General features: G+C 35.9%; 12 protein-coding genes and 2 pseudogenes. 9 read left to right on the top strand and 5 right to left on the bottom strand.

What is annotated here, in order from left to right; all coding sequences use genetic code 11:
- The 7 genes and pseudogenes from Q5W13_RS14935 to Q5W13_RS14965 all read left to right on the top strand — a co-directional run bounded on the left by Q5W13_RS14935 (nt 1) and on the right by Q5W13_RS14965 (nt 5,731).
- A complete protein-coding gene (locus Q5W13_RS14935; RefSeq protein ID WP_304443538.1) occupies nt 1-510 on the top strand; it encodes a heme NO-binding domain-containing protein in 510 nt (169 codons plus the stop codon).
- Nucleotides 503-1,033, top strand: coding sequence for a PAS domain S-box protein (locus tag Q5W13_RS14940; protein WP_304443539.1), 531 nt, complete (start codon nt 503-505; stop codon nt 1,031-1,033). Before Q5W13_RS14935 ends, Q5W13_RS14940 begins: the two co-directional genes overlap by 8 nt.
- The gene (locus tag Q5W13_RS14945) at nt 1,012-2,490 is read left to right on the top strand and encodes a PAS domain-containing sensor histidine kinase (protein ID WP_304443540.1); all 1,479 of its coding nucleotides are present in this window, start codon (nt 1,012-1,014) and stop codon (nt 2,488-2,490) included. Before Q5W13_RS14940 ends, Q5W13_RS14945 begins: the two co-directional genes overlap by 22 nt.
- Before the next feature lie 2 nt (nt 2,491-2,492).
- Entirely contained in the window at nt 2,493-3,623 is a 1,131-nt protein-coding gene (locus Q5W13_RS14950) for an FIST signal transduction protein (RefSeq protein WP_304443541.1), read from the top strand.
- Nucleotides 3,623-4,681, top strand: coding sequence for a sensor histidine kinase (locus tag Q5W13_RS14955; protein WP_304443542.1), 1,059 nt, complete (start codon nt 3,623-3,625; stop codon nt 4,679-4,681). The genes Q5W13_RS14950 and Q5W13_RS14955 overlap by 1 nt, the downstream gene beginning before the upstream one ends.
- A 4-nt stretch (nt 4,682-4,685) precedes the next feature.
- Nucleotides 4,686-5,003 (top strand): Hpt domain-containing protein, encoded by a 318-nt coding sequence (locus Q5W13_RS14960; protein ID WP_304443543.1) that lies wholly within the window; start codon nt 4,686-4,688, stop codon nt 5,001-5,003.
- A gap of 4 nt (nt 5,004-5,007) precedes the next feature.
- Nucleotides 5,008-5,731 (top strand): annotated as a pseudogene (locus Q5W13_RS14965) (LytR/AlgR family response regulator transcription factor).
- A gap of 449 nt (nt 5,732-6,180) precedes the next feature.
- On the opposite strand, the gene Q5W13_RS14970 reads toward Q5W13_RS14965, so the two are convergent.
- Together Q5W13_RS14970 and Q5W13_RS25155 are read right to left on the bottom strand one after the other, a co-directional pair.
- A complete protein-coding gene (locus tag Q5W13_RS14970; protein ID WP_368662266.1) occupies nt 6,181-7,818 on the bottom strand; it encodes a tetratricopeptide repeat protein in 1,638 nt (545 codons plus the stop codon).
- On the bottom strand, nt 7,785-8,243 hold the full coding sequence (locus tag Q5W13_RS25155; protein ID WP_368662267.1) for a tetratricopeptide repeat protein: 459 nt from the start codon (nt 8,241-8,243) through the stop codon (nt 7,785-7,787). The genes Q5W13_RS14970 and Q5W13_RS25155 overlap by 34 nt, the downstream gene beginning before the upstream one ends.
- Before the next feature lie 219 nt (nt 8,244-8,462).
- On the opposite strand from Q5W13_RS25155, the gene Q5W13_RS14975 reads away from it, so the two are divergent.
- A complete protein-coding gene (locus Q5W13_RS14975) occupies nt 8,463-8,765 on the top strand; it encodes an STAS domain-containing protein (protein WP_155594298.1) in 303 nt (100 codons plus the stop codon).
- 61 nt (nt 8,766-8,826) lie between these two features.
- On the opposite strand, the gene Q5W13_RS14980 is transcribed toward Q5W13_RS14975, so the two are convergent.
- The 3 genes and pseudogenes from Q5W13_RS14980 to Q5W13_RS14990 form a co-directional block, all read right to left on the bottom strand.
- Nucleotides 8,827-10,353, bottom strand: coding sequence for a cellulase family glycosylhydrolase (locus Q5W13_RS14980; RefSeq protein ID WP_304443544.1), 1,527 nt, complete (start codon nt 10,351-10,353; stop codon nt 8,827-8,829).
- Complete coding sequence (locus Q5W13_RS14985) at nt 10,350-11,576, bottom strand: hypothetical protein (RefSeq protein ID WP_304443545.1); 1,227 nt, start codon at nt 11,574-11,576, stop codon at nt 10,350-10,352. The genes Q5W13_RS14980 and Q5W13_RS14985 overlap by 4 nt, the downstream gene beginning before the upstream one ends.
- A gap of 2 nt (nt 11,577-11,578) precedes the next feature.
- A pseudogene (locus Q5W13_RS14990) lies at nt 11,579-14,663 on the bottom strand (hypothetical protein).
- Nucleotides 14,664-15,221: 558 nt separating this feature from the next.
- Between Q5W13_RS14990 and Q5W13_RS14995 the strand changes: the two are divergent.
- Complete coding sequence (locus Q5W13_RS14995) at nt 15,222-16,478, top strand: oligosaccharide flippase family protein (RefSeq protein ID WP_304443546.1); 1,257 nt, start codon at nt 15,222-15,224, stop codon at nt 16,476-16,478.
- Nucleotides 16,479-16,536 lie beyond the last annotated feature (58 nt).

Consider the following 16,536-nt stretch of genomic DNA (forward strand, 5'->3'; position numbering starts at 1 on the left):
ATGGTAGAGATCAAGTTTGGTCTTGAGACTGTTGATAATATTATTGAAAATGGTCATTTGCCTTCAGAAGGTATTTATACTTCTGTGGGTACATATGAGTTTAACGAGATGGTAACGCTAATAACCAACCTTAGCGAGGAAACCAAAATTCCGGCAGGAGATCTCATTTATGCTTTTGGTCTATACCTATTTGCAGGTTTGGCCAACTCTCACCCCGAAGTTATTAAGAACTACAATTCCCCATTGGGTCTTTTATATTGTATAGAAGACCATATACATGTACATGTAAAAAAGCTGTACCCAGATGCAGAACTACCTACTTTTAAAATTCTGGAAAAAACGGATACAAAAATTGTCATGGTATACTCTTCATCTAGAGGTTTATACCGCTTGGCGCATGGTCTTATAGAAAAGGCTTTTGAACACTTTGGCGGTTCCGCTACAATTACCTACGACTTATTAAAAGAAGACGGCACTGAGGTTAAATTTGACATTGTTCAAAATGGATAATAAAGAAGTACAGCTTCTCAAAAGAGCACTAGAAAGACAAAAGAAAGCCAGACAACAAGCTGAAAGAATTCTAGAACAAAAATCTACGGAACTCTACGAAACTACGCAACAGTTAAAAGAGGCCAATGGCACTCTTGAAAATCTATTGAGCGAAAAGGTTTCCGAACTGGATAATGTTTTTGTAAACATTATAGACCCTTATGTTGTAATGGATATGTATGCCAATGTGATTAATATGAACACTTCGGCCAAAGAATTCTTAGGTTATGATAACACCAAAGAAAAAGTCAATCTTACTAGTCTTGTACACCAAGACTACCTTAAGTATACTGCTGAATCCTTTAAATACCTTTTGGAAGTTGGTACTCTCAAAAATTACCGTGCTAAAATTTCGGTAAAGAATGGCGATGAAAAATGGATAGAAATCAACGCTAGTTTAATCTTTAATACAAAAAGGGAACCTATTGGTGCCAGGGTATTATTAGGGATATTACCCAAGAAATGGAAATTAAAGAGCTGCTAGAGCAACAAAGAAAGCAGCTAGATATCATAGTAGAAAGTTCTCCATTGGGTGTTATATTAAGTGTTGAAAGTCAGATTATAAAATCAAACAGGACTTTTACAGAACTTCTTGGTTATACTGAAGCGGAGTTTAAAAAAATGAAGTTTGAGGAGTTTTCTAAAGTTATAGAAGGACCATCGGCCAATGAAATTGTAATGCAAATGTCCGAAGGTAAAATAGACAAGGATGTTGTAATCAAAAGGTATTATAAGAAACAGGGCGGTTGTTTAATAGGTAAGACCTCTATTAGTGCAGTAAGAGACTATAAGGGCAATTTAAAATATGTCTTAGCAATGGTTGAAGACATTACTAGAGAACGCGAAGCAGAAGAGCGGTTAATTTACGAGCGCGAAAAATATGCAAGTATCATTGCAAATATGAACCTGGGTCTGGTAGAAGTAGATACAGAAGACGTTATACAATTTGTTAACCAGAGCTTTTGCTCAATGAGCGGTTTTCAGGAAGATGAATTATTAGGCAAAAAGGGGAGCGATGTTCTTAGGGTACAAAATAAGAATGTTCTAGATAAGGAAAATGAAAAGCGAGCAGAGGGAGAGTCAGATTCTTACGAGCTTGAAGTCTTGGACAAAAGTGGAAAAATAAAGCACTGGTTGGTTAGTGGGGCACCACGTTACGATGGCGATAAAAAGTTAATAGGTTCCGTTGGAATTCACTTAGATATTACCACCCAAAAACTTCTTGAATTACAAAAGGAATTATTAGTTAAGGAATTAGAACAAAGCAATAAAGGACTTCAGGAATATGCACATATTGTTTCACACGATTTAAAGTCGCCTTTACGGAGTATAAGTGCATTGGCTACATGGATTCAAGATGATTATAAAGATGTGCTTGATGAAGCAGGGCAGGAGAACCTAACTTTAATGCAGGATAAGGTTGCCTCAATGGATAAATTGATACAAGGTATTTTAGAATATTCAACAGCTAACGATTCTGCGCTAGATAATTCTAGTGTTGATTTAAACAAAGTTGTAGAAAAAATCAAAGAAAGCATATTTATACCTGAACACGTGGCATTGGTTGTACCTAAACCTTTGCCCACGATTATTGCAGATAGTACCAAAATGCATCAATTGTTTCAGAATATCCTCTCTAATGCAGTAGTTCATATTGAAAAGGTAAAAGGCCTTGTAGAAGTACTATTTGTAGAAAATAAAACACATTGGCAGTTTTCAATAAAAGATAACGGAGTAGGTATACCTAAGGAGTATCATAAGAAAATATTCGAAATTTTTCAATCCATTGGAGCTAATGAAAGGTCCACCGGTATTGGCCTATCCATTGTTAAAAAGATTATTGACCGCTATGAAGGCGAAGTATGGGTAGAGAGTGAAAAAGACATGGGTACTGAATTTCACTTTACTATCAAAAAAGAACCAACCAACCTTAATAGCTAAAGATGAAAATAACGCAGGCCATAAAAGAAGGAAAGCAACCATTTAAAATAATCTCTGGTGAAAACCATGACTTAAAGGAACCGCTGGTTTTGGTTTTTGGAAATAGGTATCTTCTTGAAGATGATAACCTTTTTAATGAAGTAAAGAAACTTTTTCCAAACGGACATATTGTTTTGGGCAGCACAGCAGGCGAAATTATAGATGATACCGTACTGGAAGGTGGCGTGTCATTGACGGCTATAGAATTTGAGAAATGTCACTTCTCGGTAAAGAGAAAGAATGTCTCAGAAATAGATAATGAACTTTTATTGGGACAAACGCTTTTTAACGAGTTTTCTAAAGAAAATCTAAAGCATATTTTTCTAGTATCAGAAGGTAGTTCCATAAACGGTAGCGCATTAATCGAAGGTTTTGAAGGTGTCAGGATAAATAATATTGGACTTTCAGGTGGTTTGTGTGGAGATGATGACCGTTTTGAAAAAACACTTGCATACAACGAGAATGCCAAAGAAGGAGAGGTAATAGCTATCGGGTTTTATGGAGAATCTCTAGAAATAACAAGCGCCAATTATGGTGGTTGGACGCCTTTTGGCCCTGAACGAATCATTACAAAATCTAAAAATAATATACTGTATGAACTAGACGGACAACCCGCTTTGGATCTCTATAAAAAATATTTGGGAGAAAAAGCAAAGGAGTTGCCAACGTCTGCCTTACTGTATCCATTAAGCGTACGGGTTAATGAAAATGATGAACCTTTAGTACGTACAATACTTACTATTGATGATACTTCTAATACCATGACTTTGGCCGGAGATGTTCCAGAAGGAGCAAGTGTACAGTTAATGATGTCTACGGTAGATGATATAGTTGATGGTGCCAGTACAGCTGCACAGTACGCTATGAACGGTAGAGAAAACAAGCCCGAGCTGGCTATTTTAGTCAGTTGTGTGGGGAGAAAATTGGTCATGGATCAGCGAACGGAAGAGGAAGTTGAAGAGGTGATATCTGTAATAGGAACAGATACAGCGGTTACTGGATTTTATTCTTATGGAGAAATGGCTCCGTTTGCCGGTAAAGATGCCTGTAGATTACACAACCAAACAATGACCTTAACTCTATTCAGCGAATAATGCATTCTCTATTAAAACGACAACTTAAAAAAAACTTACCCGCTCATCTTAGCGAAGACCCTGAGATGCAGAAGTTTTTGGCTGCCGTAGAAATGTCTTATCAGAATCACGATGAGAAGCTTAATATGTTACAAAGGGCTACTGCCATTAGCTCAGAAGAGTTATTTGTAGCAAATAAAGAGTTGACCAAAGAGGCAGAAAGGCAGAAGAAAATTTTGGTGTCCTTGGAATTGGCAATGGATAGCTTAAGTTCAAACTTAGGCACGGATAAACAATTTGAAGGAGATGCTTCAAAAGTATTTGACGTAGAAAAATTGGCAATGCATATTAGCTACTTAGCAGCAGAAGTAAAAGAAATTACAGAAGAAAAAAACCTTCTTTTAGAGGATTTAGAAGCACAAAATGAATCTCTTAATAATTATGTGCAGATGGTGTCACATGATTTAAAATCCCCCATTCGTAATGTAAATGCCTTACTAAGCTGGGTTCTTGAAGACAACAAAAATTGCTTAACGGAAGAAAATAAAGAAAATTTAGCTCTGGCCTCTAGCAATCTGGCTAAAATGGACAATTTAATTAATGGAATACTGGAGCATGCCACAATTGGTACCAGTATGGAATCTAAAATGAATGTTGATGTCAATATTCTTTTAAAGGAAATAGAAAGTTATGTGCCATTACCGGATAATGTTAGTTTGAGTTACGGTTCTAATTTTCCAGTAATACATATTGAAAAGCACCTAATTGAGCAGATTTTTACATACCTAATTACAAACGCTATTACTGCTACAAAGGATAAGGTTAAAGGCAAAGTTGAAATAAAGTATGAAAAAAATGATAAATTTTGGAAGTTTACTGTAATTGACAATGGAAAAGGAATTCCGGTTAATCATCAATCTTCCATATTTGAAATGTTTAGAAAACTAGAGAATAATGATAGTGCTGCTGGAGTAGGTTTGGCATTGGCTAAAAAAATCGTCAAATTATATGATGGTTCTATAGAATTGGTGTCAGAAGAAAATATGGGTGCAAATTTCACGTTTACGTTAAAAAAATAGTGCTATGGAAGAACCAAACCTTAAATACATTAAAGAATTATCTGGTGATGACATTGAGTTTGAACAAAAATTTATTTCTATATTGAAGGACGAATTCCCAATGGAAAGAGCTACTTATAAAGAACATATAGATAGCAAAAACATGAATGAAGCCGCAGATGTTGTACATAAATTAAAACATAAATTCAACATCTTAAGCATGGAAGAAGCTTATCGCTTTGCTGTTCAATTTGAAGAGCAGTTAAGAGCTGGAAAAACAGATATGGATTCAGATTTTAGAGTTACCTTAACGCAAATAGATAATTTTCTTAAAACCATTTAATAGTATGACCTGTATTATCGTAGATGACGAAGCAACAGCACGTGCCATAGTAGGAAAACATTGCTCTGGGGTGGCAGATTTAGATGTTGTTGGAGAGTTTGATAATGCCATAGACGCTATTAAATTTTTAAACCAACAAGATGTGGATGTTGTGTTTTTGGACATTCACATCTTAAGGTTTTAGTGGAGTAGATTTTGTCCAAACTTTAAAGAATTGTCCTAAAGTTGTTTTGACCACTTCAGATACAGAGTTTGCCATTGCAGCATATGAGTATGAGGCTATTGTAGATTATATGGTGAAACCCTTAACTGCTGATCGTTTTCAGAAATCCATACAAAAAGTAAAAAGTGCACTTAAAAAACAGCCTGACTTTGTTCCAGGTTTAAATACTAATGTTGGGACTGGTGCACAAGCTGAACAAGACCTTTATATCAATATTGATAAGAGATTAATAAAGCTTCACTTTAACGAAATACTAGTAGTGAAAGCGCAAGGAGATTATATTGATATTACAACAGAAAATAAAGAGTATCGCGTACATACAACGCTTAAAAAAGTAAAGGATAAATTACCTGAAAAAATATTTCTTCAAATACACAGGTCGTACATTATTAACTTCTCTAAGATCATTGATATTGAAGATAATAGTGTTCTTATCAAGAAGATGGTTATTCCCATTAGTCGATCAAATCGACCAGAGCTCATGAGACGATTAAACTTGGTTTAAATCTCTTCTACAATTTTATACCATTCATCTATAGGTTAAGGTAATTCATCGTAAGTGCTTTCCTATTATTGAATATGAGATGTAAATTTGTAGAGAATATTAAAGCCATCTACTCATGAAAGCAAATCTTTTATACATTTTAAACTCCAAAGGTGCCGCTATACGTTTGATAGGTATACTTATTTCAGTAATTATTGGCATCGTTTTGGCCGTAATGAGTATCTGGAACTATTAGAATACTTAGTGCTATTTTATTCTAATCACAACACTTTACAAACCATACATCTCTACATAATTTGTAAGATATATATTCATAGTAGGAGCATGAGCTTCTAGAAAATATTTTCACTTTAATGGGTTTGTGAAAATACAATTTGTCTCAAGATAATCTTACTTCATTGTAAGGTTGTCTTTTTTTATGCGCTTTAGTTAACTTTCTTCAGGAAGAATTATTTAGCAATCTTATTGTAGAACAATGGTTTCTTGGTTATCAGCCATTTTAACTTCAAACCAATTTCCGTATACTCAAAACCAGCAGCAGTTGCAGAGGCAATATTACTATACTTTCCATATAAATTACCGCTAAACCTTTTGGAGAATTTATGGGTTATGCCGGTCTCTGCTCTAAAGATAACTGTATTTGGGTCGTCTTCTACCTGTTGTAAACCTGTTGCAGCACTCATCATATACTGAGTGTTTTTAGAAATATCACCTCTTAGGTCTGCAAATATTTCAACTGCCTTATGGTATTTCTCTGGACTAAAATAAATAGTAGGTACCTGTTCGGCAAAAGAAAGGTACTGGTAGTTAAGACCTACTTTTAAAGCGGGTTTGCGCATTAAGTTGTAGTATAATGAGGTAAACAAGAGGTTACGGGTGTTATTATCGCTCTGAGTGGTATGTATAGCTTGCGTATACCATCCTAAATTAAAATTGGTCCCTAAGTTATAGTTAAAACCAAAATGGTTCATGATAATCTCCCGCTCAATCAAATCGGCATTAAAACTTTGAATTTCACGTTTGTAACCAAGTTCAAGGTTTTGCAGTTTAAACGGCTGTAGTAATAGCTTTGTGTCTATTACCGGCTGAGTGTAGGACTCTGTACCAAAACTAGATTTGTTTAAGCCTACAACGGCTTTAAATGTGGTCTTAGGAAAGAATTTGTAATCAAATCCGGCAGAAAGCACATGAGAACTCGCTTTATTATCTGTAACGGTATTTTCGGTAGTTCTATAGTAGTAGGCTAGGTTAGTGCTAAACTTTGTAGATAAAGGTACAGTTGCCGTTGTATTGGTAGAAAAAGCAACATTATTACCATTATCAAAAGTGTAGGCAAGGTGTTCGTCTATGGTTGGCGTAAAGGATATGTTCAACTTATCGATAAAACCAATGGCATCTTTCTGGTCTTTAAAGACTTTAAGGGTTCCAAAGGCGGCATTGTAAGCAGGAACGATGCGGTCAGCGGCAAAAAGTGCGTTGGCTTTCCCTAAATTTCCATCAAAAGAAGCGCTGTCATTTTTAAGAATAGCATCATAATTAGCGACACTCTTTTTAGGCGAACCAGTATAAAGACCAAGCATAGCTTTTAGTGCATACAGCCAATTTCTGTTGGTGTATTTAGTATCTAATTCCGCAATTTCAGTTTTAGCTTTAATGTACTTTCGGTTCCATATTAAGGCTTGGACATAACGATCGTACGTCTGTTCTTTTATTGTTGCGTCATCAAATGCATCTGCTTTTTCTTTAGCGGTAGTAGCAACTACTAGAGCTTGTTTATCGTTCTCTGCAATATGTTCGGCAAGGGCAATACCATTAAGTGAGGTTATGGAATCTTTTTCAGAAGTAGCCAGTCTCTTGTAGATTGCTTTAGCATCATCTACTTCTTTTGTAATCAAATAGAGATTAGCAAGATTTAATAAAGCATCTCTATCTTCAGGAAAATCTATAAATATCTCTTTTAATAAAGTTTCTCCTTTTTTATAATTCTGTGCGTTTACATAGGCATTTGCATAACCTAAACGCATATATTTTCTTGAAGTTTTTGCACTAAGATTTAAGGCTGTATGATCAAAGCTCTTTCTACCCATTCTAAAGCCTTTTCATATTTCTTTAGATTACTAAGGGTATTTGCATAACCTAAAACTGCACCAAAATTTTCTGGATACTCTTTTACAAGTTGAGCGTATAAAGGTTCTGCTTCTTTAAATTTCTTATCCCAAAGAAAGGATTCATTGTAATTTATCTGTATTTCAAAATCACCAGGATATTCTTCTAAAAGGGAAGAGAACATTCCTGTAGCTTTTTCAGGTTCTCCACTTAATCCTACGGCACGCCCGTAGCAGATTAAGGCTGTTTTATTCTTGGGGTTATCAGTAAGATAACCTTCAAAAAAAGTCTCTGCTTGTTCAAAATCACCTTTTTCTAACAAGGTAAAACCGGGTTGAAGCGGACTTTGTGCCATTCCGTAGAAAGAAAGAAGCAGGAATAAACAGAGTGTATTTAGTTTTAACATTAAAGTAGGTTTTTTACCACAAGAGTATAACGCCCATAAAATGGATTTATTGGTACTGTGGGGTAAAAACTTTGGGTGTTATTTTTATTACTGTAAAACAATAAAAACTACTCATCTACAGTTAATTACTGTCCATCTACGGTACATTTCTATTCATGCGTTCTATACGTCATTTTGTGTTGTAGAAAAGTGAAAAATAAACCTACAAAAATTTATATTATGCCTTTGCAAATTACAGAAGCACGTGGAATATTTTGTGTTCATGGAACTTTGAACAGCAGTAGTGCAACAATTCTTAGCCGCCATATAGGTAGATACCTTGGCTCTGATAGACGTATAGTTATAAATTTAGACCGAATTACAAGTATTGATGTTAATGGGGCAAGTGCGCTTCAAGAATTGTATGACAATGCAGCAAAACGCAATCGCCAACTAACTATTCTAGGAAAGACAAACGAGAGCGTGTTTTCTTCATTGCAGAAAATAAATTCAACTTACATATTGGGTGCTAACCAAGCTTAATTTTCTTATATCATTTTAGTAGAAGGGGAGTGGATAAGCTGTTTGTAAAGACAATAGGTTATTATGGATTCTCATTGAAGAAGATATCGTAGACCGGTTTTTTCTCACCTTTATCATCTAATAAACCAAAATGACGCTGCCGTACCTTTCGCCATGGTAAGCGCCCAACTACGGAAGTTGGAATGTTCCTGAAGTCATAGAGTGTCCATATCATATGAGACAGATTCTCCTTTTCTACCACCTTTTGAATCGTTCCCATATAATCCTTTTCTTTTTCATCAGAACCTGAAAATCCGTTCCAGATTCCGTCGTATGAAGAATAGCCATATTCTTGAAGCAGCAATGGTTTATCGGTCACCTTACTTTTTAGAATATTGAAAGCACTTTCAAACTCTGGAGCTCCACGGTAATAATGGAAAGAGACCAAGTCTAATTTATCAGTAAGATTAACAGCAGCTTCAGGGCTAGACCACCCAATAGTTATAGCATGTTTGGTGTCTATTTTACGTATACGGTCTACGGTCTGTTCTAGCCAAGCTAATACTCGTTCTTTACCCCGAGATTCAAAATCTAGGTCTGGCTCATTTTTAACATCCCAAGCAATAATAGCATTGTGGTCTTTTAAGGCTTCAACTACTTGTTCTACATGACGGTTGGTCATTGTCCAATCATGAATGCTGTAATTGCCATAAAAATCGAACAAGGTTGGCATGATATCCAGTCCTGTTTTCTCGGCTATATCAAGCGTTCGTTTTACCTTTTCTATTTTTTTTTGGTCAACATATTCCTTACCAAAAGACTCGTAAGGAATAAATATACGCAGACTATTTACGCCCATTTTTGCCATGAGTTTAAAATCATGTTCAATTATGGAATCATTAAATTGACTACCGAACATATCCCACGGGGTATCCTGTGGATAGTAATTTATACCCTTAAAATGATAGTCGTCAAGATTTTTGACTTGTGATGCTACTTCTAAAGTTTCTTCAGGCAAGGCCGTTTCTACCAGTTGCCTAACCCTCCAAAAACCATCCTCCAAAAGCAACATTACCTTATAATCCGATAATAGTTTCCGTTTGGTAATTAAGTTTTCGTTTTGGTAAACCTCCTCATAGGCCAAAACATTTTTATCTGTTAGAATAACAAGTTTGCCATCCGTACTATAGAATTCCAATTTAGGATGGTGTTCTATTGTAGTGGTCTGTAATGTAATTTTATTTTTTAGGTTGAGGTCAGTTATTTTAAAAAGTTCAGTACGCATACTATCTGTATAATAGTCAGCTATGCCATAGGGAACATTATTGGCGTAAGCGGCATTACGCACTTGCCATGCACTAAGATAATCTCTTTCAATTTCTCCCAAAGTCTGTTCTTCCATAGGCCTGCCTTCGTTCATGGCAATTTCCCATTGTACCTTGGGAAGGTAGGTGGCCGAAATGTCTTCATGTAAGTGAAGCATAGATGTCCGGTCCGCACCAGTATTCAAGTACGTCCAAGCACTACTAATGCCAAATAGGATTAGGCCGTTCAGGGCTAAAAATGACGCCAGTAGAAAAATACGATATAAGGTTCTGTTTATTTTCATTTTAGTTCTACTGATTTTGTTTTCGTTATCCCTGCGGTCTTAATCTTTAACTCGTAACTACCGGTCGGAAAGAAATCCGGAGATAATTCAAATTTACCTTCACCCTGCATAGATGAAGTTCTTAGTACATCTAACACGTCTCCATTTACATCTTTTACCGATAATGAAATAGGCATGCCGTCAGGAACTAATTGGTTCATAAAACTTTTTAAAGGGCCTACAGAAACAGTTCTATTATCGTCTAGGAAAGTTACCTCATAATCGGTTACGGAAGCTATAAAAGCAACTTTAATAGGCTTACTTCTTGCTGCACCCGTAACAAAAGCTTCAACAGACCACGAGGCTTGGTATTCAGGATGTAAAAGGCGGGCTTCTGCCTTACCGTTTAACGTAGTGCCCTGTGCTTTAAGTCTTGCGCCTTGGTCATCTGTTATTATAAAATATACTAAAGTACCTTCACTTGCTATGTTACCATAGGTGTCTCTGATAATATCTGTTTTGAACTTTATAACTTGGTTACCATCTGCATATTCATGATTTCGCTCATACGAAATAGTAAAGTCTATTGGATTAGCAGGATATATGATCGTTGTAAATTCTTTGGAGTCCGTTTCATTACATGCCGCAGAAATTAGCATGCGGCCAGATTTTTCTGGTGCTCTTACCCGCGTCCATAAGGCAATTAGGTTTTTAGAACGTAGTATTTCTTCTGATTGACTTTTTTGAAACTGAACTTTACTTGTTATAGAAGTGCTATCGTTTAATGGATTATCATAAAAATCGGTTGCTAACATTACGAACATGGCATAATCTTCAGGGCCGGCGGTAAGACTTCTAGGACCTAAATAAGATTCTAAAAAAGTGCCATTTTTGTTATTTACATGGATGTTTAGTGTGCCCTTCATTTTCTCTTTAGCATCCGAAACTAAAGACCAATAACAAATACCAGATTTTTCATAAAAATTCTTAGGTACATTAAATTGTACAGCTCCATCGCTATAAGAAGTTTCAAGTATTGTTGTACCTACCGCATTTCTAAATACTAAGACAGGACTAGATTTCTCTGAAGCGCTAAATTTTAGAGAGAAAGGTTCTCCGGCGGTAAAATTTTCTTCTGATGTGAGCAATTCAAAATTGACGTTAGATGCTTTCTTGACTTCGGTTTTCTTAGAACAGCCAGAGAAAAGCAAGGATAGCATAATGCAGATATGTAGTATGTGCATTTTCATTTAGGATTGCCAATATAACTGTTCAACTCAAATTTTAAATAATCAAAACCATTACCGGAGTACGGCTGCAGCTGGTCTTCGGCATGTGATTTATCCCTGTTAGGAAATAGCTTGTCACTAATTTCTGAGTTAGGGCTTCCGTTTACGAAACAGTTTTTAAGACTACTATTTATAATTTTTATATCCGTTAAGCACGCTGGTTCATACTCAAAATACCGTTTTCTTTGAATGCGAACACCATCAGTTAAAAACTCATGTTCTACCCACAGAAGGTTTTTGCTTTCGTCATAATAAGAAATTAACAACTGCGGAATGGTTACTTCCTGTATACCCGAATTAAAAAGCGAACCACTTATTTTATCATCCTCAAAAATTAGCTCCTGCAGACTCACCTGTTTGTACAAATCCGTATTAGCAACATTTCCTGCACACTGTAAGTTGAATTTAGTAGGTTGCTCCTCAAACGTCATAGGAGTAAACTGATCGGGGTCAAAAGTAGGAGGCAAAGTATCTTTTGTAGATGATAAGGCTATACCTTCAAAATCTATTCTAAACGTAGTAGTTTCTTTTGGCATCAGTTTATGCTTGGCAACATCTTTGGCATTATAGGTTGCCAATTCTTTATTTAAGTCATTATAAAGTGTACCCTTTATGACGACATCTGCAGGAACGTGATCTACGTTTTGCAGTTCGCCAATAATACTATAACTCCCGTTGTATTGGACCAATTTAGCTTTCAGCACCTCTAAAACAGGTTGTTTTAGGACATCTTCATGATGTGTTTGTTGCGTAGTAATCTTTCGTCTACCGTGATTAAAGAAAGTAGTATTATTAGAGGTAAAGAGTTGATCGGGCGGTAAATCATTATCTATTGTAGAAGGTTCAATATACCATTTGCCATTTTTCTTAACAAGACTATGGTAATAGTTTTTATTAATACTCTCTAAAGGGGTAATCCATCTTGTGGCCGCTTTTACGCGAGCGGTCGTATCATTTTCCTGTAAAAATTCAATACCCAAAGAATCTAGTTTGGCATAAGAACTTAGAATACCATCGGTTACGGATACTTCCAGCATATATTGTGCTATGCTTTTATCGCTATCAGGATTTAAAAATGAGTATGCTTTGTTGAATTCCTTAAAATCCAATGCATCATAATAGGCCTCAACGACATTAGTAGGAGCAATCTGGTCTACATTTTTGATATAGAATAGATAGATGCCATATCCCAAAACATTTAGGATAATCACAGCCCAAATATGATTGATTATTATCAGTTTTTTTGGGAAGTTCTTAAACTTAATGGCATATTTCATAAACTCCCCTTGCGGTAGTTTTTTCGCTTTTAGCGCTCTGACCCATATCCACTGAATATTTATAATAAATGCAAGAACAACAGTAAGAATAGGGATGATTCCCCACATAACTTTAAGAGCTACATGAACATCTTCTTTTGGCATTATTGTGGGAAAGGGAGGTACGTTTAATTTCTCCCAGACCATTATTCCATTTTCCAATTGTTGTAGACGCTGCCAACCGCAGAAATAGAGAATGGGATCATAAAATTTATCGTTGGAAAATATATATTTAAGGTTGTACTTTTCAGGTACCGTCAAGAATTGCTGTAGAGAGCCAATACCTTCAACCCCTCTAAATTTAGAATTTTCTAAACGCTCAATGGCCCTTGTGGTAAGTTCTGGTAAACGGCGAGCGGAATGGTAATTGCCGTCTACCGTCATGGCTTTTGTCTGTGCGGATAACCATGCCATTTGATCTCCAAAACCTAAGGGTAAATAACGCCAATGGTCATGAGAATCTTGACTTAGAAAGTTAATGATGGGTTGCATCTTTATTTTCTGCGGCTGTGATGGTCTAAAATAGCCAAGGCTCATGGTGAAAATGACCATGAATAAAATACCTCCCATGATTAATCCCCCAAGAATACGATGGTACACCCGACCCCAATTTTCTTGAATAAGGTCTTTGAGGTCGCCTTCTACCATACGGTAGGCAAACTCCCCAAAAAGGGGTAATGCCATAATGGTTGCCCAAAGGGTAAAACGGTCTAATGTTAATATGTTGAAAGCTGTTTCGCCAAGTAATATAAGGGGCAGTGGTGTAGTACCTCCAGTTCCCAAAAGGGTTAACATAGAAAATGACAATCCAAAAAAGATGAATCGCCTACTATAAAAACGGTAAAACAAAAATGGGAGAATAAAAGTCAGAATTCACAGGGAATAACAAAAAATACGAGTCCGGATGAGGTTACCTCAAGAAAATTGTCTCTGGAACCATGGGGTATGGGCACTTGGGTAATTGGATTTTTCTTTGAATTGATCCAATAGGGTAGGATACAGGTAACAATGAGAAATAACGAGGAAAATCCAAAATAACTATCCGCCAGAAGCACTTTTTAAATTGCTTAAAAAAGACGCCAAAACGGACCTCTTTAAAACTATTGACCTGATCTCTGGCCGAATCCATAACCGCCATCCCTAGCAGCGGAAAAATAAAGAAAATCATTCCAAAAATAGGGGTCACATGATGTGAGGTTACCGTAACGGCAATCAATGAAAGACTGGTAACTATATATCTAGTTTTTCCAGTTTTAACCCAGAGATAAATTTCAGGTAGGGAGTGCAAAAGTACAGAGAGCCCAATTATACTGGGTAATTGTCCAAAAATGTGCAAGGTCTCTACAAAGGTTGATGAAAAGACGGCAAGCAAAGCTGTATAACCAGCTATTTTTCTATCACCGGTCATTAAAAGACCAAATCTATAAGCACCTGTTATGAATAGGACAATCCCAATCATAGCCACGCTGAACATTCCAAATTTAAGTCCGCCAATATGAGAAAGAATACCAATAGATTGGTGCACTAAAGGAGGATAGGCTTGTACAGTGAAACCCGTATACCAACGGTAATCCCAAGGTTCAAACCAGCTATTGGCGTAATGATCGGCAAAAAATAAATGAATCAGGGCATCATAGGTAGTCTCAAGAGTAAAGAATATACTCGACCCATGAAATGCTATACCTATGACCAGTGCCAAGATCAATAAAACATTGGTGCGTTGCATTGGTGGTTAATTGTCAGAAAATATAACAATATAAAGGTGTTTATATTGTATTTCATCGATGGTATTGTATATCTATTGATTTGAGCCGTTGGTATACAATTGAGCGTAAATGAACTTTTCTATCTTAAAAAGCGCCGTAAATACAGATATATTTGAGGATTAAAAGATGCTAAAAATAACCATCTTTCTTTAGGGTTTAAAGGATTGTAATACTATGAATTATAGCGGTTTAATAGATAATATAAGTATGATGAGATTGAGGTTACAAAAAGTTTAATAAAAACAAACGCAGTTTCTGAGGTATAGATTTGGTGTATACAGAGCGCTCACATAATCGATGAAATGCAGAATAATTCTACGAAACGCTACGTTTTATCGATTATAAGTTAAATCCTACAATATTCTAACAAAAATTCGTTTAGATATCAAGTTCGGAATTTTAGAAAAAATTTGAAACTAGATATTTGACATACAGATAAGTATGCTTTTTATATCCAAAAGTAGCGAAGTAAGAACATGATAGTAGAGATAAGAAACAAAACCTAGATATCACCAACTATGACCGCCATAAAGTTAATGTTTAAAAAAGTTTCCCAAGAGCAGTTGTTCATGGGTAGCGTACTTTTGGTAAATGGTGGTAACTACCTTTACAACCTCTTGTTAGGTAGGTTATTGGGGCCTGCAGCATTTTCGGAAGCAGCACTTTTAGTAACCTTATTATTGGTTTTGTCCTTTATGGGAATGACCTTTCAATTGGCTACGGCAAAATTTGCTGTAATTTTTTCAGGTAAGGAATGGGATATTTTTAAGAACATAAGTTATCGTCAAGCAAGTATTGTAGGTCTAATTATAGGCGTACTTATTCTTATTTTTTCAAAACAATTACAATCGCTTTTCAATACAGAAAGTCATTGGATGTTTATCATCTTTGGTTTAGGCATACCTATTTACTTTTTTATGAGTGTAAATAGAGGAGCATACCAAGGCAAGCAAGAATTTGGAAAGCTGTCTATCACTTACCAGACAGAAATGTGGAGCCGGTTGTTATTGACCATGATATTACTTTTTATTTTGGATATTGAACTAGGAACATTGGTGGCATTAGGAATATTCTTATCGTTTCTTTTCGGACTTTTTCCTTCGGACAGTACGTCCATATCTTTCAAAGAATCTAGAAAACTGAGTCCAGATAATGCAAAGCGGGTCTCACAATTTATATGGTTGACCGCCTGTTATGAGTTTACTCAAATCATCATAAATAATAGTGATGTCCTTTTAGTGAAGCACTATTTTGAACCAACGGAAGCTGGTCTCTACGCGTCTTTAGCCTTAATTGGCAGGGTAGTGTATTTTGTAGCTTGGATGTTCGTAATGCTCTTACTTCCTGTAGTAGTACAGAAACAAAAAGATGGCGAACCAACAGCACCAATTTTGTTTAAATATGTATCCTATATAGGGTTGCTTTCTGCTGGTATTGTAGCAGCATGTTACCTATTCCCGGAATTGATTATAACTCTAATGTTTGGAGATTCGTATGTAGCTATGTCCAGTTTGTTATGGCAGTATGCATTGGCGACTTCACTGTTCGCTATATCCAACATTTTCGCATATTACTTTTTGTCGTTAGACCATTATGTACCTGTTATTTTATCTGGTGTATTAGGTCTTTCGCAAATATTATTGGTGGTGTTATACCATGATAATTTAGAAAGTGTAGTGCATATGCAACTGATAGCCATGTCTATATTATTGGTAGTCCAGTTGGTTTATTTTGCGAGTAAAGAATTAGGAAAGAAGAGCGTAATAGAAAGTTGAAAATTTAAAAATCAGTATAAATACATAAAATAACTGTTCATTAAATAGTCCCAAAAAA

Origin of the sequence: Zobellia laminariae, assembly GCF_030553095.1 — a bacterium.
Taxonomy (GTDB): Bacteria; Bacteroidota; Bacteroidia; order Flavobacteriales; family Flavobacteriaceae; genus Zobellia; species Zobellia laminariae.

Excerpts from the sequence above, each read along its gene's own strand:
- Q5W13_RS14935 (WP_304443538.1), top strand. The coding sequence starts at position 1 with ATGGTAGAGATCAAGTTTGGTCTTGAGACTGTTGATAATATTATTGAA.
- Q5W13_RS14940 (WP_304443539.1), top strand. The coding sequence starts at position 503 with ATGGATAATAAAGAAGTACAGCTTCTCAAAAGAGCACTAGAAAGACAA.
- Q5W13_RS14945 (WP_304443540.1), top strand. The coding sequence starts at position 1,012 with ATGGAAATTAAAGAGCTGCTAGAGCAACAAAGAAAGCAGCTAGATATC.
- Q5W13_RS14950 (WP_304443541.1), top strand. The coding sequence starts at position 2,493 with ATGAAAATAACGCAGGCCATAAAAGAAGGAAAGCAACCATTTAAAATA.
- Q5W13_RS14955 (WP_304443542.1), top strand. The coding sequence starts at position 3,623 with ATGCATTCTCTATTAAAACGACAACTTAAAAAAAACTTACCCGCTCAT.
- Q5W13_RS14960 (WP_304443543.1), top strand. The coding sequence starts at position 4,686 with ATGGAAGAACCAAACCTTAAATACATTAAAGAATTATCTGGTGATGAC.
- Q5W13_RS14970 (WP_368662266.1), bottom strand. The coding sequence starts at position 7,818 with ATGGGTAGAAAGAGCTTTGATCATACAGCCTTAAATCTTAGTGCAAAA.
- Q5W13_RS25155 (WP_368662267.1), bottom strand. The coding sequence starts at position 8,243 with ATGTTAAAACTAAATACACTCTGTTTATTCCTGCTTCTTTCTTTCTAC.
- Q5W13_RS14975 (WP_155594298.1), top strand. The coding sequence starts at position 8,463 with ATGCCTTTGCAAATTACAGAAGCACGTGGAATATTTTGTGTTCATGGA.
- Q5W13_RS14980 (WP_304443544.1), bottom strand. The coding sequence starts at position 10,353 with ATGAAAATAAACAGAACCTTATATCGTATTTTTCTACTGGCGTCATTT.
- Q5W13_RS14985 (WP_304443545.1), bottom strand. The coding sequence starts at position 11,576 with ATGCACATACTACATATCTGCATTATGCTATCCTTGCTTTTCTCTGGC.
- Q5W13_RS14995 (WP_304443546.1), top strand. The coding sequence starts at position 15,222 with ATGACCGCCATAAAGTTAATGTTTAAAAAAGTTTCCCAAGAGCAGTTG.